At 72.4% G+C, this 17940-nt stretch carries 16 protein-coding genes; 5 read left to right on the plus strand and 11 right to left on the minus strand.

The window, feature by feature from the left end; all coding sequences use genetic code 11:
• The first annotated feature begins 33 nt into the window (after positions 1 to 33).
• Together G448_RS0102895 and G448_RS0102900 are read left to right on the plus strand one after the other, a co-directional pair.
• Complete coding sequence (locus G448_RS0102895; RefSeq protein ID WP_245572154.1) at positions 34 to 1575, plus strand: sensor histidine kinase; 1542 nt, start codon at positions 34 to 36, stop codon at positions 1573 to 1575.
• On the plus strand, positions 1572 to 2273 hold the full coding sequence (locus tag G448_RS0102900) for a response regulator (protein ID WP_026406765.1): 702 nt from the start codon (positions 1572 to 1574) through the stop codon (positions 2271 to 2273). Before G448_RS0102895 ends, G448_RS0102900 begins: the two co-directional genes overlap by 4 nt.
• 282 nt (positions 2274 to 2555) lie before the next feature.
• Here the strand turns inward: G448_RS0102900 and pth are convergent, their stop codons facing one another.
• Together pth and G448_RS0102915 are read right to left on the minus strand one after the other, a co-directional pair.
• On the minus strand, positions 2556 to 3152 hold the full coding sequence (pth, locus tag G448_RS0102910; RefSeq protein WP_026406766.1) for an aminoacyl-tRNA hydrolase: 597 nt from the start codon (positions 3150 to 3152) through the stop codon (positions 2556 to 2558).
• A 46-nt stretch (positions 3153 to 3198) separates the two neighbouring features.
• On the minus strand, positions 3199 to 3810 hold the full coding sequence (locus G448_RS0102915) for a 50S ribosomal protein L25/general stress protein Ctc (protein WP_026406767.1): 612 nt from the start codon (positions 3808 to 3810) through the stop codon (positions 3199 to 3201).
• 111 nt (positions 3811 to 3921) lie between these two features.
• Here G448_RS0102915 and G448_RS18480 point away from each other — a divergent pair, with 111 nt between their 5' ends.
• Positions 3922 to 4071 carry a hypothetical protein gene (locus G448_RS18480; RefSeq protein ID WP_156910898.1) on the plus strand — a complete coding sequence of 50 codons (150 nt, stop codon included), beginning with the start codon at positions 3922 to 3924 and terminating at the stop codon, positions 4069 to 4071.
• Between the two features lie 140 nt (positions 4072 to 4211).
• Here G448_RS18480 and aroD read toward each other — a convergent pair whose 3' ends face one another.
• From aroD to G448_RS0102945, 6 genes are all read right to left on the minus strand, one after another.
• The gene (aroD, locus tag G448_RS14870) at positions 4212 to 5021 is read right to left on the minus strand and encodes a type I 3-dehydroquinate dehydratase (protein WP_051268545.1); all 810 of its coding nucleotides are present in this window, start codon (positions 5019 to 5021) and stop codon (positions 4212 to 4214) included.
• Positions 5018 to 6037: a Ppx/GppA phosphatase family protein gene (locus G448_RS0102925; RefSeq protein WP_026406768.1), complete on the minus strand. Its 1020-nt coding sequence runs from the start codon at positions 6035 to 6037 to the stop codon at positions 5018 to 5020. Before G448_RS0102925 ends, aroD begins: the two co-directional genes overlap by 4 nt.
• A 29-nt stretch (positions 6038 to 6066) precedes the next feature.
• Complete coding sequence (locus tag G448_RS0102930) at positions 6067 to 6585, minus strand: DUF501 domain-containing protein (protein ID WP_026406769.1); 519 nt, start codon at positions 6583 to 6585, stop codon at positions 6067 to 6069.
• Entirely contained in the window at positions 6582 to 7292 is a 711-nt protein-coding gene (locus G448_RS0102935; protein ID WP_026406770.1) for an FtsB family cell division protein, read from the minus strand. Before G448_RS0102935 ends, G448_RS0102930 begins: the two co-directional genes overlap by 4 nt.
• Before the next feature lie 225 nt (positions 7293 to 7517).
• Entirely contained in the window at positions 7518 to 8804 is a 1287-nt protein-coding gene (gene eno, locus G448_RS0102940; protein ID WP_026406771.1) for a phosphopyruvate hydratase, read from the minus strand.
• Positions 8805 to 9033: 229 nt separating this feature from the next.
• Complete coding sequence (locus G448_RS0102945) at positions 9034 to 9603, minus strand: hypothetical protein (protein ID WP_026406772.1); 570 nt, start codon at positions 9601 to 9603, stop codon at positions 9034 to 9036.
• A gap of 643 nt (positions 9604 to 10246) precedes the next feature.
• Here G448_RS0102945 and G448_RS14875 point away from each other — a divergent pair.
• Both G448_RS14875 and G448_RS14880 read left to right on the plus strand, forming a co-directional pair.
• Positions 10247 to 10765: an SDR family oxidoreductase gene (locus tag G448_RS14875; protein WP_051268547.1), complete on the plus strand. Its 519-nt coding sequence runs from the start codon at positions 10247 to 10249 to the stop codon at positions 10763 to 10765.
• Positions 10762 to 11985, plus strand: a complete 1224-nt coding sequence (locus G448_RS14880) for an isochorismate synthase (protein WP_051268549.1) — start codon at positions 10762 to 10764, stop codon at positions 11983 to 11985. The genes G448_RS14875 and G448_RS14880 overlap by 4 nt, the downstream gene beginning before the upstream one ends.
• A 38-nt stretch (positions 11986 to 12023) precedes the next feature.
• Here G448_RS14880 and mfd read toward each other — a convergent pair whose 3' ends face one another.
• The 3 genes from mfd to G448_RS0102970 all read right to left on the minus strand — a co-directional run bounded on the left by mfd (position 12024) and on the right by G448_RS0102970 (position 17779).
• A complete protein-coding gene (gene mfd / locus G448_RS0102960) occupies positions 12024 to 15839 on the minus strand; it encodes a transcription-repair coupling factor (protein WP_026406773.1) in 3816 nt (1271 codons plus the stop codon).
• 264 nt (positions 15840 to 16103) lie between these two features.
• The gene (locus G448_RS0102965; protein ID WP_211227950.1) at positions 16104 to 16823 is read right to left on the minus strand and encodes a hypothetical protein; all 720 of its coding nucleotides are present in this window, start codon (positions 16821 to 16823) and stop codon (positions 16104 to 16106) included.
• Between the two features lie 77 nt (positions 16824 to 16900).
• The gene (locus G448_RS0102970; protein WP_026406775.1) at positions 16901 to 17779 is read right to left on the minus strand and encodes an ATP-binding cassette domain-containing protein; all 879 of its coding nucleotides are present in this window, start codon (positions 17777 to 17779) and stop codon (positions 16901 to 16903) included.
• Between the last annotated feature and the right edge of the window lie 161 nt (positions 17780 to 17940).

The raw sequence follows: 17940 nt of genomic DNA on the forward strand, positions 1-17940 counted from the left end.
ACCCCCGCCGCGGGCCGGAACGGAGCAGTGGCGATGAGCATATCCCCCACCGCGACGCGCCTGATGCGCTGGCAGGGCAGGCACCGAGTCATGGCCGATTCCGTCCTGGCGGCCCTGGTGCTCGGCCTCGACGTGCTCCTGGGGGTCGTTCCCGTGCTGAGCGAGGGCATGTCCTCCGCCGCGTCCTGGCTGCCCATCACGACCACGGCGATCATCCTGAGCACGGCGACCCTGTGCCTGCGGCGCACCCGCCCGGCCACGGCGTGGGCCGTCGGCGTCGTCGTCCCGGCGCTGCACGACGTCATCATCCACCACGCCTGCGACCTCGACTCACGGACCCTCGCCATCGTCTCGACCACCCTGAACGCCTATGTCCTGATCGGAACGCCCCTGTGCCTGACGGCGCTCGCCATGCGGTACCGCGTCTCGTGGTCGTGGGCGGCGACCCTCGTCTCGGGAGTGCCATCACTGCTCGTCGACATTCGCCTGATGGACATGTCTCTCAAGGATGTGGGGATCCTCTACCTCTTCCAGTGCCTGATCTTCGCCATCGCCACCCTGATCGGCATGATCCTGCGGATCCAGGAGGTCCAGCTGCACGAGGTCGAGATGCGCTCGGCGCGCCTGGCGCTGGCCCGGGAGCAGGAGGCCCTTCTCGCGGCGGCCAACGAGCGCAGTCGCATCGCCCGCGAGATGCACGACGTCGTCGCCCACTCGCTGGCCGTCATGATCACCATGGCCGACGGCGCCGTGGCCGCGATCGACCGCAGCCCCGACATGGCCAAGGAGGCGCTCGAGGTGCTCGCCGAGACCGGGCGCTCCGCCCTGGCCGATACCCGTCGTCTCGTCGGCGTTCTGCGCGACGACCCCGAGACGTCCGCCCCATCGGCGCCGACGGCGCTCGTGCCCGAGGAGGCCGGCGGAAGCATCGGCGAGGAGCCCGGCGAGCCCGTCCTCCCCGGCGGGCCCCGCCCCCGCAGCTCCTCCCCCGCCGGCACCGGCCCGACGCCGGTGGTCCGCGACCTGCCCGTGCCCGAGTTCGCACCGCCCGGCACCGTCGCTCCCGTCGAGCCCAGTGAGGAGATCGTCAACCTGCGTCGAGAGGCCACCGGCAAGGGCGCGGACGCCTCCCGGGGCGACACACCCATGGCGCCCGCACCGGAGCAGGCGGATCTGGCGGCGCTCGTGGCCCGGTTCAAGGCGGCGGGAATCCCCGTGACCTACGCGTGGAACGGCCACCAGCTGCCCGACGACAAGGGCCTGCAGCTGACGCTGTTCCGCATCGCCCAGGAATCATTGACCAACGTCCTGCGCTACGCGCCCACGACGCAGGCGGTCACGGTGAGCGTGGACCGCCACGTGGGGACGGCGGTGCTCACGGTCGACAACGACGCCGCACCGGGCTCCACTCCCATGCACGGATCGGGCAAGGGCCTGATCGGCATGCGGGAGCGCGCGGCCGTCTATGGTGGCACTGTTCAGGTCGGGCCGACCGCCACGGGATGGCGCGTGCGCGCCGTCCTGCGCTGGGACGAAGACGACGAAAGGACCTCTCCGTGGCAGCTTCCGCTATGAACTCCTCCATCGACTCCACCGACCAGCCCGAGGACGCACCGGTCACGGTGGTGCTGGCCGACGATCAGGCGCTCATGCGCATGGGCTTCCGCATGATCCTCAAGGCCGAGGACGACATCGAGGTCGTCGGCGAGGCCTCCGACGGCACCTCCGCCCTGGCCCAGGCGCGCGCGCTGCGCCCCGACGTCATCCTCATGGACGTGCGCATGCCCGGCATGAACGGCATCGACGCGACGGCGGCCATCACCGACCAGTGCCCCAGCACGAAGATCCTCATCCTGACGACCTTCGACCTGGACGAGTACGCTTTCGCGGGGTTGCGCGCCGGCGCCAGCGGATTCCTGCTCAAGGACACCCGTCCCGCCGAGCTCGCGGAGGCGATCCGCACCGTGGCCAGCGGCGAGGCCGTCGTCTCCCCCCGCGTCACACGGCGCATGCTGGAGATGTTCGCCTCCCACCTGCCCGACAGCGGCGGCCGGCAGGCCGATGAGGATCCTCGGATCGTCTCCCTGACGCCGCGGGAGCGGGAGATCCTCGTCCTCATGGCGCAGGGCATGAGCAACTCGGAAATCGCCGCGCACCTGGTGGTCTCGGCCACGACCGTCAAGACGCATGTCGGCAACATCCTGGCCAAGCTGGACGTGCGCGATCGCGTCCAGGCCGTCGTCGTCGCCTACGAGACCGGCCTCATGGCCTGAGGCCGGCCGGGACCCGGGGGCTCCTCCGGGGGCCGGCCGGGACTAGACCGGGTCGCGGAGGCGCCCGTGGTCAGGGCGTGAACATGCCTCGCGCCGACCTCCAGCGAGACGTCCTCGATCGCGACGAACTCATCCCTCCCGAACACCCGGCGCAGGTGCGAGCAGGCGAGGACGGCGTCATCACTCGTTGCGGAACCGGTCGCAGCAGTCGGGCATCCAATCGGGCGGGGCTGAGGGTCGTCTCATGCTGAGTCATGCTCAGTCATACGGAGTCACACGGAGTCATGCTGAGTGGAGCCGCTGCTGCGCCTCCGCGAAGCCGTGGGCGACGACGTCCTCGACGACGTCGGCCGCCCGTTCGAGCGTGACCGCGAGCGCGTCGCGCTCCCGAGCGGGAACGTCGGACAGGACGAAGTCGGCCGGGTCCTGGCGGCCCGGGGGCCGTCCGATCCCCACGCGCAGGCGCGCGTAGTCCCTGGCGCCCAGGGCCCGGCTGATCGAGCGCAGGCCGTTGTGCCCGCCCTCGCCGCCACCGCGCTTGAGGCGCAGCTCGTGGGCGGGCAGGTCGAGCTCGTCGTGGATGACGAGCAGCCGGTTCGCCGGGGCGACGTCGTAGAAGCGGGCGAGGGCCTTGACCGGGCCGCCCGACACGTTCATGAGGGCGGCGGGCTCGGCGAGGATCACCCGGGGCCCGGGCGCGCCTCCGGGCAGCACGCCCAGACGCGCCTCCGCGACCCGCGCGCGGGTTCTGTGCCCGGAGAGCCGGGACCCGGTGCGCCGGACCAGGACGTCGATGACCATGCGGCCGACGTTGTGGCGGTTCCGGGCGTACCGGGCCTCCGGGTTCCCCAGCCCGACGACGAGCCAGGCCTCGCTCACGGGAGCTCCTTCGGAGGAGCGGGGCTCCGGGGAATCGGACAGGAGGTCACTCGGCGGGGGCGTCGCCGGCGTCCTCGGTGCCGGCGACGTCCTCGGGGGCCTTGTCGGCGACGGCGGCCTCGGCGGCCACGTTGACGACGTCGATCTCCTCGTCGGTGAGGGCCTCGACGCCCCCGGGCAGGACGAGATCGGAGACGCGGATCGCGGTGCCGGCCTCGACACCGGTGATATCGACGTCGATGGACTCGGGGATCGACACGGCCGGGGCGGAGACGAGGACGTGGGGCAGCTCGATGATGTGGATGGTGCCGGGCGCGGCGTCGCCGATGACGCTCACGGGGATCTCGACCTCGACGCGCTCATTGCGATCCACCAGGAGGAAGTCGACGTGCTGCACCCCGGGGCGGATGGGGTGGCGCTGAACCTCCTTGGTCAGGGTCAGCAGACTCTCGCCGTCGATGTCGAGCTCGATGAGCGCGTTGTCGGTGTCGCGCAGGGCGAGGCGGGTGTCGTGCTCGTCGAGGAGGATGTGGCGCGAGTCGGTGCCGTGGCCGTAGACGACGGCGGGGACCTGGCCGGCGCGGCGGGCCCGGCGGGAGGCTCCCTTGCCGACAGTGGTCCGGGTTGTGCCCTTGAGGGTGATGGCGTTGTTGGCCATGAGGTTCTCCTCGGTCATGGCGGAGCGGCGCTCCGCGGTCGGGTGGTCCGGCGGGGCGCGACGACGCGCAGCGCCCTGCGGCACCACCACGTCGATCACGGATGCGCGCTGGTGAGCGCGTCCCTCGCCGGGGCAACACCGCCACCCTACGCGCGCGGCCCGGCTCCGGCCAAGCGGGCGGCGGCTCCGGTCGAGCGGGCGGCGGCGCCGGCCGAGCGGGCGGGCGAGCGGGCGGCGGCGCCGGCGGGCCCGGCCCCCTGATCGCGAGTCGGGCATCCTTGCACGAGTCCGACGACGCCGCCGTCCGACTCACGCCGAAATGCCCGACTCGTGGCCCCGGTGGCCGGGCACGGCGCCGTCGGACCGATCTCGAGCCGGAACCGGACCGATCTCGACGTGGATTACGACCGATCTCGACGCGGAACCGGACCGATCTCGGCGAAAGCGGAACCGGAGGGGCCGGGGAGCAGCTCCAGCGCCGCCCTCACCCGCTCCACCGGCAGCTGACCGGGGGCCGAGGGCGCGCCGCCCGCGGTGGCGAAGGTGAGGGCCGAGCCGAACACCGCGCCGGACACCCGGCTGACCGCTCCGAGGCCGCCCATGGACATCGTGACCACCGGCACGTCCAGCTCCTCGCTCGCCCGGGCCGTCACGCCCAGGAGCCGTGCGACGTCGTGAGGGTCGTGCGGCACGACCGCGAGCTTGACCGCGTCCGCGCCCGCCTCGGCCATGGCGCGCAGGCGCCCCAGCATGACGGCGTCGGGCGGGGTGGCGCCGACGTCGTGGGAGGAGACGACGGCGTCGAGCCCCGCCGCGTGCGCCCGCGCGACGAGCCCGGTGGTCCGGCCTCGGGCGAGCTCGACGTCGAGGGCCGCGGGCCGGACTCGGCCGGGCAGGGCGGCCAGGCCCTCGGCGAGCGCCGGCAGGAGCGCCCGGTAGGCGTCGTCGTCCAGCCGCGCGCCCCCGCCCTCGGCGGAGGTCCGCACGGTCACCAGCAGGGGCGCACCGGCCGTTCGCGTCGCCAGCGCGCCAGCGAGCTCGACGACATCCCGTGCCGACGGGTCCGCCCCGAGCAGGTCGGCGCGCAGCTCGACGACGTCGGCGCCCGCCTCCACGGCGGCGCGCGCCTGGGCGAGGCAGCCCTCCGCCGTCGTCCCCGTGGTGGCGACCGCGATCGCGACGCGCCCGTCGTCCGGGAGCAGGCGGCTCATCGCGCCGGCTCCGCCAGTGACAGGGCGATCCCGTCGAGGATGTCGTGGAGGCTGGTCACGGTGGTGGTCAGCGGGCGGGCCCGTCCCGTCGTCCCGGTCCGCTCAGCCGTCTCGGCCACGACGCGGGCGATCACCTCGCTCCACACGAGCGCCCCGGCGGCGATGACGTCGCGGCGCCCCGGTCGCAGATAGCCCCAGGACTCGCGCTCGGCGGCGGTGGAGTGCACGATCGCGTCGCAGGAGGCCAGGGTCGTCTCGACGCTCAGCTCGGCGCCGTCGATGGCCTCGGCGTCGAAGTCCGTCAGCCCCAGGGCGTGGGCGGTCACGGTGGTGATGGTGCCGGCCAGCCCCACGAGGCGACCGGCGGCCGAGAGGTCAACGGCCTGGGCGGCGCGGTCCAGCAGTCCGCGCACCTCGGCGCGGGCGGCCCCCTCGGCAGCGGGGGCCACGCCGTCGGCCAGGTAGCGCTCGGTGAGGCGCACGCTGCCGGTGTTCAGGCTGATGGCGGCGGTCGGGGCGTCCACGCCCAGCACGAGCTCGGTGGAGCCTCCCCCGAGGTCGACGACGAGCCGCGGCCTCGCCCCGCCGCCGTCGCTCCGCTCCCCGGCGCCCGGGAGGGAGCCGCTGAGGGAGCCGCTGAAGGACAGGCGCGCTTCCTCGTCCCCGGAGACCACCTCGGGGTCCACGCCGAGCAGGCGGCGGACCCCGACCGCGAAGTCCTCACGGTTGGAGGCGTCGCGGGTGGCGGACGTGGCCACGAAACGACGGGCGGCCCGCCCCGGCCCCACGCCGAGCTCGGCGCAGTCGGCGGCGTAGCCCTCCACGGCGGCGAGCGTCCGCTCCAGGGCGGCCGGGTCGAGCCGGCCGGTGCGATCCACCCCCTGCCCGAGGCGGACGATCTCGTTGCGGCGCAGCAACGGCTCCAGACGGGCGCGGTCCGTCCCGTCCTGGACGAGGTCGGCGATAAGCAGGCGAATCGTATTTGTGCCGCAGTCGATCGCGGCGACGCGTGTCATGGTCGGTCTCCCGGGTCGGTTCGAGTCGCTCAGCACGAGCATCGAGCAGGATCCCACAAACCGCGCTCGATGAGGACGGCGAGAGTCAGGTCCCCGATCGGGTTGACTCCGCGTCCGGCCGCCAGCGAGTGCCCCACCAGGGCGTGAAGGCACTTGACCCGGGTCGGCATGCCCCCGGCGGAGACGCCGTCGATCTCCTCGGCGCGACCGAGCTCGGCACGACGGCCCAGGTAGTCCTCGTGGGCGGCGGCGTAGGCGGCGGCCAGCGACTCGTCGGCGGCCAGGCGCTCATTGAAGTCGTCCATGAGGTGCTCGGCCTCGAGGGTGGAGCAGCCCTTCACGGCCGCGGGGTGGGTGAGGTAGTAGGTCGTGGGGAAGGGCGAGCCGTCGGGCAGACGCGGCGCGGTGCGCACGACGGCGGGTCGGCCGCACACGCAGCGCGCGGCGATGCCGACCACCCCCCTGGGGACGCGACCGAGCTGCTCTCGCAGGACGCCCAGGTCGGACGGGGAGACCGCGGACGCCGCGGTTCGGGGAGTCCGGGTCACGGGGTGGCTCCTGACGTCCTCGACGACCCGGTCGGGGCGGGAGCGGGGGCGGCGGAGGCTCCGGAGGGCGTCGACGCGGGCGGCGTCGTGGTCGCCCGACTCCGCTGAGCGGGATCGGCGGCCGGCTCCGATGACTGCTCCGCCCCGCCGGCCACCCGCGCCGACTCCCGGACGACCTCGTACCAGGGGCGGTGCTCGGAGGCGTCCGCGCTGGTCGCGCTGGAGGCGGCGTCGTTCCTGAACCGGTCCGCCCCGACGACGACGTAGGTCGTCTCCCCCGGCATGACGTAGGCCAGCCGCTCGCGGGCCTGGGACTTGACGTAGTCGTCGTCCTGCCACAGGGCGAGCTCCTCCTCCAGGGAGGACGAGGTCTCCCTCGCCCGGGCGATCTCGTCGACGACGGCGTCGTACCTGGCGCGCTGGGACAGGTAGCCGCGCAGCGAGGGGAAGGTGACGACGAAGGCCAGCAGGAGGACGAGGACCAGGATGATCGCGCGAGTGGGCACGGCCAGCCCGTCGGTGCCGGCCAGGCGCACGACGGCGCTCTCGGGGATCTCCTCGCGCCCGGCCGGGTCCGGGCCGGCGGGACCAGCGGCATCGGGGGGCGGGGTCTGCGGCTCCGGGGATGGCCCGGGCGTCGTGCGCGCGGTGCGGCGCGCACCGGGACGGGCCCCCGGGCGGGCGGGTGCGGGTCTGCGCGGCGTCATGAGGCCGATCCTGCCCCAGTACGCGAGGATGGCCGAGAGCCGACGTCGGCGGGTCGCTCGCCCTCGGCGTACCCCGCCCGAAGACCCGGCCCGAGAACGACGGCGGGGTGCGGCGGAGTTCTCCGCCGCACCCCCACGAGGGCGCTGCCGTCGAGGCCCGGGGCCGGGCTCCGCGCCGCGACCGCCCCGATCCGGAGCGCGGCCCCGGCTCAGGTCCGAATCGGATCAGGCCTTGAAGCGCGGGAAGGCGCCGGCGCCGGCGTAGACGGCGTCCTCGCCCAGGGCGTCCTCGATGCGCAGGAGCTGGTTGTACTTGTTGATGCGCTCGCCGCGAGCCGGAGCACCGGTCTTGATCTGGCCGGAGTTGGTGGCCACCGCGAGGTCGGCGATGGTGACGTCCTCGGTCTCGCCGGAGCGGTGCGAGGTCATCGTCCTGTAGCCGGCGCGGTGCGCCATCTCGACGGCCTCGAGGGTCTCGGTGAGCGACCCGATCTGGTTGACCTTGACCAGCAGGGCGTTGGCGGCGCCGAGGCCGATCCCCTTGCCCAGACGCTCGGGGTTGGTGACGAAGAAGTCGTCGCCGACGATCTGGACCTCATCGCCGATCTGCTCGGTGAGGTGCTTCCAGTCGTCCCACTCGTCCTCGGAGAGCGGGTCCTCGATGGAGACGATCGGGAAGTCCTTGATGAGCTTCTTGTAGTAGTCGACCATGAAGGCGGTGTCGCGGGCCTCGCCCTCGAACTGGTAGGTCTTGGTCTTGTCGTCGAAGAACTCGCTGGAGGCGACGTCCATGGCCAGGGCCACGTCCTCGCCGGGCTTGTAACCGGCCTTCCCGATGGCCTCGACGATGAGCTCGAGGGCCTCGCGGTTGGAGTCGAGGTTGGGGGCGAACCCGCCCTCGTCGCCCAGGCCCGTGGACAGGCCGCGCTCCTTCACGACGGCCTTGAGGGCGTGGTAGACCTCGGCGCCCATGCGCAGGGCCTCGCGGAACGTCGTGGCGCCGATCGGGGCGACCATGAACTCCTGGATGTCCACGTTGGAGTCCGCGTGGGAGCCGCCGTTCATGATGTTCATCATCGGCACGGGCAGGACGTGGGCGTTCGGGCCGCCGACGTACTGGAAGAGGTTGAGCCCGGCGGACTCGGCGGAGGCCTGGGCGGCGGCCAGCGAGACGCCGAGGATGGCGTTGGCGCCGAGCCTGCCCTTGTTGGGGGTGCCGTCGAGCTCGATCATGAGGCGGTCGAGACCACGCTGATCGGCGGCGTCGAAGCCGACGACCTTGGGGGCGATGATGTCATTGACGTTGGCGACGGCCTTCTCGACGCCCTTGCCGCCGTAGCGGGACTTGTCGCCGTCGCGCAGCTCGACGGCCTCGAAGGCGCCCGTGGAGGCGCCGGAGGGGACGGCGGCACGAGCGGAGGCGCCGTCCTCAAGCAGGATCTCGACCTCGAGGGTCGGGTTGCCGCGGGAGTCGAGGATCTCGCGGGCTTTAACTGTCTCGATGAGGGCCACTTGGTGCTCCTTGTTCTGTCGATCGATCGCGGTGATCCGGATGCGGGGGTCAGACTACCGGTCGTCGCCGACCACTTCGAGGGCGTAGGTCCCCCGTCGCCGCGCCGTTCACGACCGGCGAGCACCGGGGGCCGCCAAGGCGGCGCGGGACGCGGGACGACGACGCCGTGCGCTCGCGCCGTCGTCGACATGGTTCGCGCCCCGGGCAGGGGGGCGAGGCTCGCGGGCGTCAGGACGGGCGCGAGCCGAGCCCGGGCGGGGCGGTGGCGGCAGCGGCGTCGGGCACTCGCCATTCCCTGTTGGCGATGGTGTAGCGCGGCGACGCCTCGCCGACCAGCGACGACTGCACGGCATCGGCCTCCGCGGCGAGGGCCGCTTGACGGTCCTGATCCAGCGACTGCACGCGCTGATTGAGGAGCACGGAGCGCGCGACATCGACGCTGGCCCGGGAGTAGGAGGATCCGTCGGAGCCGTCCAGGGATGCCAGAGCGGCCCTGGCATCGTCGTCGGTCGCGGTGACACCGTACTTCCCGGCGGCCCCCTCGAGAAGCCGCCCCGAGACGAGGATCTTCAGAACCGCGTCGGCGTCCAGGCCCGGGATCCCGGACAGCTCCGCGGACGCGGTCTGAACATCCTCCTGGGACACCGAGATGGTGCGGGATTGCCCGTCCACGTCCGTGTAGGTCCCGACGAAGGCCCGGCCGGGGCGCGCGGAGCACCCCGCGAGCACCCCTCCGAGGAGAGCCACGGCGGCGGTTGCGGCGAGGAGGCGCGCGGGACGCGGAAGAATACGGGTCACGGTGAGCTCCCTGTCAGACCTGCGACGGACACGTGCACGAGCAGTGCGCGGCCGGGGCTCCGGGGGGACCCGGCGGTCCGCGGCCACGTGCGACCATGGTAGCCCGACCGCCCGCGCTTCCGACGGCCCACGCGTCGAGTCGGGCCCCTCCGCGCGAGTCCGACGACGACGGCGCCGGACTCGCGCGGGAATGCCGGCCTCGTGCGGACATGCCCGACTCGTAGCGCCCGACATCCGGGCGCCCCTCCACCGGACCGATCCCGGTGCCGAACCGGACCGAGATCGGCGAGCACGAGAGCCCTCAACACTTTTGTGACTTAAGTACGGAAAACCTATGCGTACGATGAACAGGTGTACGGCCTCGTCAGACTCCCCGGGTGCGGCGGGGGCCCATCCGCGCCGCACGTCCGACCCACCGCTGGGCGAACGGGTCGCGGCCCGCCCGGCCCCGGCCTGGCAGGACGCGTCGCCCCGACGACGGCCGATGCCTCCGAGGGAGGTTCTCGCCCGGCTGCGCCGCGGGACATCCTCACGACGCGTTCCGCGGCCACCCGCGGTACGCCTGATGAAGTGCTGTTGGTGAACGGTTAGTCCGCGCTCGACGGCATGCCCCGTTGCTCACCCGTACGACAGGATCCCGCCTGTGCCATCCAGTCCCGCCGTTCCCGTCCCGCCCTCGTCCGCGCAGCGCGCGGGGAGGGCGCCTGACGATCTCGCGTCCGCCCCTAGCGGCTCCACCGCCCGCCTCATGTGCGGCCAGCGGCCCGGGGACATCCCGCCCAACGTGCGCTCGCTGACGACCGTCGCCTCCAACTCGGCGCTGCGACCGCGTTCCCACCCCGCGGTGTACTCCGCCTCCAAGGCCGCCGCCTCGCAGTTCACGCGCAGCCTCGGCCTGGAGCTGGGGCCCTCGGGAATCCGGTGCAACGTCGTCAATCCGGGCACGACCCTGACCCCCATGCTGCGCTCCATGCGGGACGGGGAGGACCGGACAGCTCAGACGGTGCGGGGCCTCCCGCGGCTCTTCCAGACCGGGGTCCCGCTGGGACGCCTCGCCTCGGCCCAGGACGTGGCCGGCGTCGTCGAGTTCCTGGTCTCCCCCATGGCCCGCCACATCACCGTGGCGGACCTCGCCGTGGACGGAGGCGCCAGCCAGCGATGACCGGTGATCAGCAGAGCACCCAGCGCAGCGCGCGACCTCCCGCCACCGCGCCCGATCTCCTCCTGTCCTCCGGACGCTGGGAGCTCGCCGCCACCGGGGGGAGGCTGCTCCGGCCCGTCCTCGCCCCGCGTCCCGTGGACGAGGCGCACCGGATCGTGGACGAGCTGCGCCGAGTGGAGCGCGGGACGGGCCGGGCCCATCTGCTCTACGGCCTCATCCCCTTCGACCTGCGCGAGCCCGCCTGCCTGAGGATGACCGATGCGGTCGTGTGCCGTCCCAGGCGCTGGAGGGCCGCGGACGGCGCGCCGCCCCGAGGCGCGTCGGAGCCCGCTCGGGCCTCCGCCCCCGCCGCCCATCAGGACCCCGAGTACCGACGGGGCGTGGCCGTCTGCCTGGACCACCTGGGCTCCGGCGCCCTGGAGAAGGTCGTGCTGTCGCGGTGCGTCGATCTTCCCCTTCCCGAGGGCGCCGTCCCCTCCCGCGTGGCGGGGGCCCTCCTGGAGCGCCTGGCGATCCGGGACCACCTCGCCGCCGACGTCTACTGCGCCAGGGACTCCCGGGGGCGGTACTGGATCGGTGCGAGCCCGGAGGTGGTGGCCGATGTCCACGACGGGAGCCTCATGACCCTCCCGCTGGCCGGATCACTGGCGCGCCGCCGCGTGGAGGACGAGCGGCGGGCCGACCATCTGCTGCACGCCTCCGGAAAGGACCTGCACGAGCACGAGCTGGTCGTCGAGCACATCGGCGCAGCGCTCAACGGGTTCGTCCACGACCTGGACGTGCCCGCGTCCCCCTCCCTGGTCGCCACCGACACCATGTGGCACCTGGGCACCCGTATCACCGGACAACTGCCCGACGGGGTCTCGGCGCTGGAGGCCGCCCTGCGCATCCATCCGACTCCCGCCGTCTGCGGCAGGCCCGCGGCGGAGGCGGCCCGGCTCATCGGCGAGCTGGAGGGGCGCAGCCGTCAGTTCTACGCGGGCCTGGTGGGGTGGACCGACTCGACCGGCGACGGGCGCTGGTCCCTGGTTCTCAGGGGCGCCCGGATAGGCGAGGCGTCGGTCCGGGTCCAGGCGGGGGCCGGAATCGTTCCGGGCTCCTCACCTCGGGCGGAGCACGACGAGACGGGCGCCAAGCTGTCCACGATGCTGCGGCAGCTCCGGGGTCTCCTCCCGATCGCACCCGGCGACGCGGGCGACGAGCGCGCCACGGGCGCCTGAGCGCGCCGATCCGTGGTCGGTCATCGCGGTCATCGCGGTCATCGCCTGCGCCGGTACCGGGTGGCCTCGGCCTCGTAGTCCTTGTCCCCGGCGACGACGGCGCGCAGGAGCACCTCGACCCAGCGCAGCAGGGCCTCCCCCTCGATCGGCCCGCCGCCCATGCGGGCGGTGCCCGGTGCGGGCACGACGATCGTCCGGGTGGCGGGCTTGAGGACGGTTCCGGGGTAGAGACGGGTGACCCTCATGCGCGCGGACTCGGGCAGGCTGAGCGGGGCGAAGCGGATGGACCTCCCCTGGGCGACGATCTCGCGCACGCCCAGGTGGGCGGCGAGCGCGCGCAGCCGGGCCAGGGACGCCAGACGCCGCGCGGGCTCGGGGACGGGCCCGTAGCGGTCGGCGAGCTCGTCCAGGACATCGCGCACGTCGGCCTCGGAGCGGGCCGCGGCGAACTTGGTGTAGGCCTCCAGGCGCAGCCGCTCGTGCGGGACGTAGTCCTCGGGGATGGTGGCGTCCACGGGCAGCTCGATGCGCAGGTCCTCATCGACCTCGGCCCCGGCGTCCGCCTCCGCCGTCCCGTCGGGCCCGCCTCTCAGGAGGGCCTTCTTGTAGGCGGCCACGGCCTCGGAGACCATGCGCACGTACAGGTCGAAGCCGACCCCGGCGATGTGACCGGACTGCTCGCCTCCGAGCAGGTTCCCGGCGCCGCGGATCTCAAGGTCCTTCATGGCCACCTGCATGCCGGCCCCCAGGTCGGTGTTGGAGGCGATGGTGCGCAACCGTTCCAGCGAGGTCTCGGTCAGGGGCTTGTCAGAGGGGTAGAGGAAGTAGGCGTAGGCCCGCTCGCGGCCGCGCCCCACGCGGCCGCGCAGCTGGTGGAGCTGGGACAGGCCCATGCGATCGGCCCGGTCGACGATGAGGGTGTTGGCGTTGGAGACGTCCAGGCCGGTCTCGACGATGGTGGTGCACACCAGGACGTCGATCTCCTTGTGCCAGAAGTCGTCGATGACCCTCTCCAGGCGCGCCTCGCCCATCTGCCCGTGGGCGGTGGCGATCCTCGCCTCGGGCACGAGCGAGGCGAGCCGGGCGGCGACGGAGTCGATGTCCTCCACACGGTTGTGGACGTAGAAGACCTGCCCGTCGCGCAGCAGCTCGCGGCGGATGGCGGCACCGACCTGCTTGGTCTCGTAGGCGCCCACGTAGGTGAGGATCGGGTGGCGGTCCTCGGGCGGGGTGGCCAGGGTGGACATCTCCCGCAGGCCGGTCACCGCCATCTCCAGGGTGCGGGGGATGGGGGTGGCGGACATGGCCAGGACGTCGACGTCGGTGCGCAGCGCCTTGAGGGTCTCCTTGTGCTCGACCCCGAAGCGCTGCTCCTCGTCGATGACCACCAGGCCCAGGTCCTTGAAGCGGACCCGGCCGGTGATGAGCCGATGGGTGCCCACCACGACGTCGATGGTGCCATCGGCCAGCCCCGCCAGGACCTCGGCGGACTCGGCGTCGGACTGGAAGCGGGAGAGCTGGGCGACGCGCACGGGGAATCCGGCGTAGCGCTCGGAGAAGGTCTCGGCGTGCTGGGTCACCAGCAGGGTGGTGGGCACGAGCACGGCGACCTGCTTGCCCTCGGCCACGGCCTTGAAGGCGGCGCGTACGGCGATCTCGGTCTTGCCGTAGCCGACGTCGCCGCAGATGAGGCGGTCCATGGGCTGGGAGGCCTCCATGTCGCGCTTGACGTCGTCGATGGTGGCGAGCTGGTCGGGCGTCTCGGTGTAGGGGAAGGCCTCCTCCAGCTCGGCCTGCCAGGGCGTGTCGGGGCCGAAGGCGTGCCCGGTGGTGGCGCTCCGGGCTGCGTAGAGGCGCACGAGCTCGCCGGCGATCTCGCGCACGGCCCTGCGCGCCCTGGACTTGGTCCTGGCCCAGTCGGAGCCGCCCATCCTGTTCAGGGCGGGGGCGTCGCCGCCGACGTACTTGGACACCTGGTCCAGGGAGTCGGTGGGCACCAGGAGCCGGTCGCCGGGCCGGCCGCGCCTGGAGGGGGCGTACTCGATGACGACGTACTCGCGGGTCGCCGGGGTCGCGCCGTCCTTCCCGGTGCCCCTCCCGCCGCCGACCCCCCGGCGCATGAGCTCGACGAAGCGGCCGATCCCGTGCTGGGCGTGGACGACGAGGTCGCCGGGGTGCAGGGAGAGGGGGTCGACGCTCCTGCGGGAGCGGCGCGCGGGGACGGCCTTGCGCTCGCGCGGGCCCGAGGGGGCCCGGCCGGTGAGGTCGGACTCGGCGATGAGGGCCAGGCGCAGCGGCTCGGCGACGAAGCCATGTCCGGCACTGGCCTGGGTGACACGGACCACACCGTCGCCCCTCGCGATGCCGTCGGGGCCGCTGTCGGGGGCGCCGCGCCCCAGATCGGCCGGCTCGTCGAGCTGGGTAACGATGCGCGCGGGCACGCCGCCGTCGGCGAGCAGCTGGGCCATGCGGCGCCCCGGCCCGGGGCCGTCCGTGGCCACGACGACGCTCCAGCCGTCGCGCGCCAGGGAGCCCAGGTCGGTGACGGCCTCCTCCAGGCGGCCGCGGTAGCTCTTGGGATCGCGCAGCGGCAGCTCGGCGGTGTCCGGCGAGGGGGCGAGGGATGACAGGGACCACCAGCCGCGGTTCGTCGAGAGGGCCAGGGCGCGGGCCTCGGAGAGGCGGGCGAAGGCGGCGGCGGACAGGTCGATGGGCGCGGTGCCCCCGGAGGCGGCGGACGTCCAGGCGGCGGCGAGGAACTCGGCGGTGGTGGCCACGAGGTCCTCCGCGCGCTTGCGCAGGCGCTCCGGCTCCAGACCGACGACGAGGCGGTCCCCGACCAGGTCGAGCAGCGGCACCATGCGGGGCACCAGGACGGGGGCGAGGGACTCCATGCCCTCGCAGGTGACGCCCTCGGCGATCCTGCTCAGCATGTCGGCGGCGCCGGGGATGACGTCGGTGAGCCTCCGGGCGCGCTCGCGCACGGCGTCGGTCAGGACGATCTCGCGGCAGGCGGTGGCGGTGACGGCTCCGATCTCCTCGATGGTGCGCTGGTCGGCCACGGCGAAGGTGGAGACGGACTCGATCTCGTCGCCGAAGAAGTCGACGCGCACGGGGCGGGCCAGGGTGGGCGGGAAGACGTCGAGGATACCGCCGCGCACCGCGAACTCGCCGCGGTTCTCGACCATGTCGACCCGCGTGTAGGCGGCCGCGGCCAGGCGCTCGGCGGTGGCCTCGAGGCCGGCCTCCAGGCCCTTGGCGAGGCGGACGGGCTCGAGGTCGCCGAGTCCCTCGACGACCGGCGCCAGGAGGGCCCGCACGGGGACGACGAGGACGCGGATGGGGCCGCGTCCGGGGTCCGGGGCACCGGACAGCCCGGCATCGGCGGAGCCGGCGGCCCGGCCGTCCTCGGGATGGGCCAGGCGGCGCAGGACCGCCAGGCGGGTGGCGACGGTGTCCGCGCGGGGGGAGAGCCTCTCGTGGGGCAGCGTCTCCCAGGCGGGGAAGACGGCGACGTCGGCGGCGGGCAGGTAGCAGGTCAGGGCGGCGGCGGTCTCCTCCGCCTCCCGGCCGGTGGCGGTCACGACGAGCAGGGGCGTGCCGTCGTCGGAACCCGCGGCGTCGGACTCCGCGCCGCTGGAACCTTTGGAGGAGGGCGAGCCGGCGGCGGGAGCAGGACCGGCGGCGCGGGCGACTCCCGAGGCGCCCAGTGCCATGGCGGCCAGGACGGCGGGGCGCGCGCCCCGCGCGACGACGACGGAGCGGTCGGTGCGGGAGCGGCCGCCGGCTGCGGCGACGAGGTCGTCGATCGTCGGGTCGGCGAGAAGCGGGGGCAGGAGGGCGGTCAGACGCACGGCGAGCAGTCTAGAGGGGCGGCGCCCGAGGGCGAGCGCGCCGCCGGCCGATGCGGCTCGTCGCGTTCCGACGTGCGGAGGGTGATCGGGATGCGCGGTCGGGGTCCCGGCGCCTCGATGGCCCCGGGATCCCGATGAGGATCGGAGCCCTCGGATCCCAGCCGCAGCGCCCCGCGCCCCGTCCTCGACGTCCTCGCTCGCGCCGGTGAGGGACCAGCGCCCCGCGCCCGCCCGCACCCCCGACCACCGAGGAGGGAGTTGGACTTATATGATCTTCCTCCTCATCACATAGGCTCCGACGGTCAAGGCGATAACCGGGTACGCCGCGGCCGCGACCAGGAGCAAGGGGTAGTTGAGATTCGGGATCATCTCCGGATCCCGCGTGATGAGGTATCCGAACAGATTGTTCGGCAGCCACTTGCTGATCTCCTCGCTCACCTGCAGGGGGATCAGACCGAACACGATCGGCGCGATCAGGCTCACCGCGATGTAGGTTCCCAGCGCGGAAGCGGCCTGGCGGAAGACGAATGCGAGGCCCGCGGCGAACAGGCCGCTGCACATCAGGTTGAAGTTCGCAACGACTATCTGCCTCCACACAACCGGGTCGGAGAACGACACCCCGTAAGGAGTTCCATTGCTGACGAGCACGTCCTCGATCGGGATCAGCAGGATCAGCAGCGCCGAGAACACGCACACCGCGAACACCAGAGGCCACACCAACTTCGCCAGCACGAACCCGTATGGCCGTTGGGTCGCCCCGTAGGTCGTATAGATGAACCCGGAGCTCCACTCGGTGCACACGAAGACGATGAACGACGCGCCGAAGAAGATCTGCGCGAACGAGAATCCGAACTCAGGGATCTCATACAAGAAGGACGTGTTATTAAGCGGCTCCCCCCTCCCGTAGGACAAGGAGACGCTATACGAGACTGCGATGGCCACGGCCATCATCACGGCCAGGCCGACGTACGTCAGCAATCTCACCGATCGAGAGCCGATGAAAACGTGCTTCTGAATCGTGAGCTGAGCGAGTCCGGAGCGTTTGCAACTGGTCCGCATCGTCAGTTCTCCCCATTCCCCTTCAACGAAAGATACAACTGCTCGAGAGACGTGCGCTCCTCAGTGAGATGAGTGACCACGACCCCCTCCTCGTACAGGACTCGGCCCAGCGTCCCGGGCTCAACGGCCGCCACATGGACCAGATCGGAGTCGCTGGAGAACTCGTACTCCCGCCTGCGCAGAACGTCGACCAGTCTCCCATTATCGTCCGCAGCGACCACCGATCCCGATGCGCCCGACATTCTGTCCGTGCCGCCCGCCCACACGGTCCTGCCCTCCTTGATCACGACGATCTCGTCCGCCACGGCCTCGACCTCGGTCAGAGTGTGCGACGACAGGAGAATTCCGCCGCCCTCGTCGCGGAAGGAACCGAAGAACTCCCTCAACCACATGATCCCGTCAGGGTCCAGCCCATTCATGGGCTCGTCGAGGAGCAGGTAGTCGGGATGAGCGATGAGCGCCAGAGCGAGGTTCAGGCGCTGCTTCATGCCCAGCGAGAAGGTCTTGACCTTCCGGTTCTTGGCATGCATCAGATCGACCGTGTCGAGAATCTCCTCCATCTCGCTCGACGGCACCCCGTACGCCTCGCCCAGGGCCCTCACCGCCCTCACGGCGGTGAGCTCGCCGTTGACCCCCTGCCTGTCGAGCAGAGTGCCCATCTTCGACCAGGGGCTGCTGAGCCGACCGGATCGCTCGCCATCGATCTCGCTGATACCCGAGTCTGCGGATTCCAGACCGGCGATGATTCGCAGGGTCGTTGATTTGCCTGCTCCGTTCGGGCCGACGAAGCCGACGATCGACCCCGCCTCGACTCTGACGCTCACATTATCCAGCGCCGTGTGCTGCCCGTATTTCTTTTCAAGCTCGTGAGCAATGATCACGATGCCGCCTCCCGTGTTTTTCGGTACGAATTATACATCAGACTGAACCCCTCTTCAATGTCGAGAAACTCATTGAATCCACCGGTTTCAGTAATCGCACCATCTCTCATGACGAGGCTCCCCCAAAGACCCGAATCGTTCCCGCACGGTAGAGTTCGAAC

This window comes from Actinomyces gerencseriae DSM 6844 (assembly GCF_000429265.1).
GTDB classification, from domain to species: domain Bacteria; phylum Actinomycetota; class Actinomycetes; order Actinomycetales; family Actinomycetaceae; genus Actinomyces; species Actinomyces gerencseriae.

Bases quoted from the DNA above. Each gene is read 5' to 3' on its own strand.
- G448_RS0102895 (WP_245572154.1), top strand. From the start codon at position 34: ATGAGCATATCCCCCACCGCGACGCGCCTGATGCGCTGGCAGGGCAGG.
- G448_RS0102900 (WP_026406765.1), top strand. From the start codon at position 1,572: ATGAACTCCTCCATCGACTCCACCGACCAGCCCGAGGACGCACCGGTC.
- G448_RS0102915 (WP_026406767.1), bottom strand. From the start codon at position 3,810: ATGGCCAACAACGCCATCACCCTCAAGGGCACAACCCGGACCACTGTC.
- aroD (WP_051268545.1), bottom strand. From the start codon at position 5,021: ATGAGCCGCCTGCTCCCGGACGACGGGCGCGTCGCGATCGCGGTCGCC.
- G448_RS0102925 (WP_026406768.1), bottom strand. From the start codon at position 6,037: ATGACACGCGTCGCCGCGATCGACTGCGGCACAAATACGATTCGCCTG.
- G448_RS0102935 (WP_026406770.1), bottom strand. From the start codon at position 7,292: ATGACGCCGCGCAGACCCGCACCCGCCCGCCCGGGGGCCCGTCCCGGT.
- G448_RS14880 (WP_051268549.1), top strand. From the start codon at position 10,762: ATGACCGGTGATCAGCAGAGCACCCAGCGCAGCGCGCGACCTCCCGCC.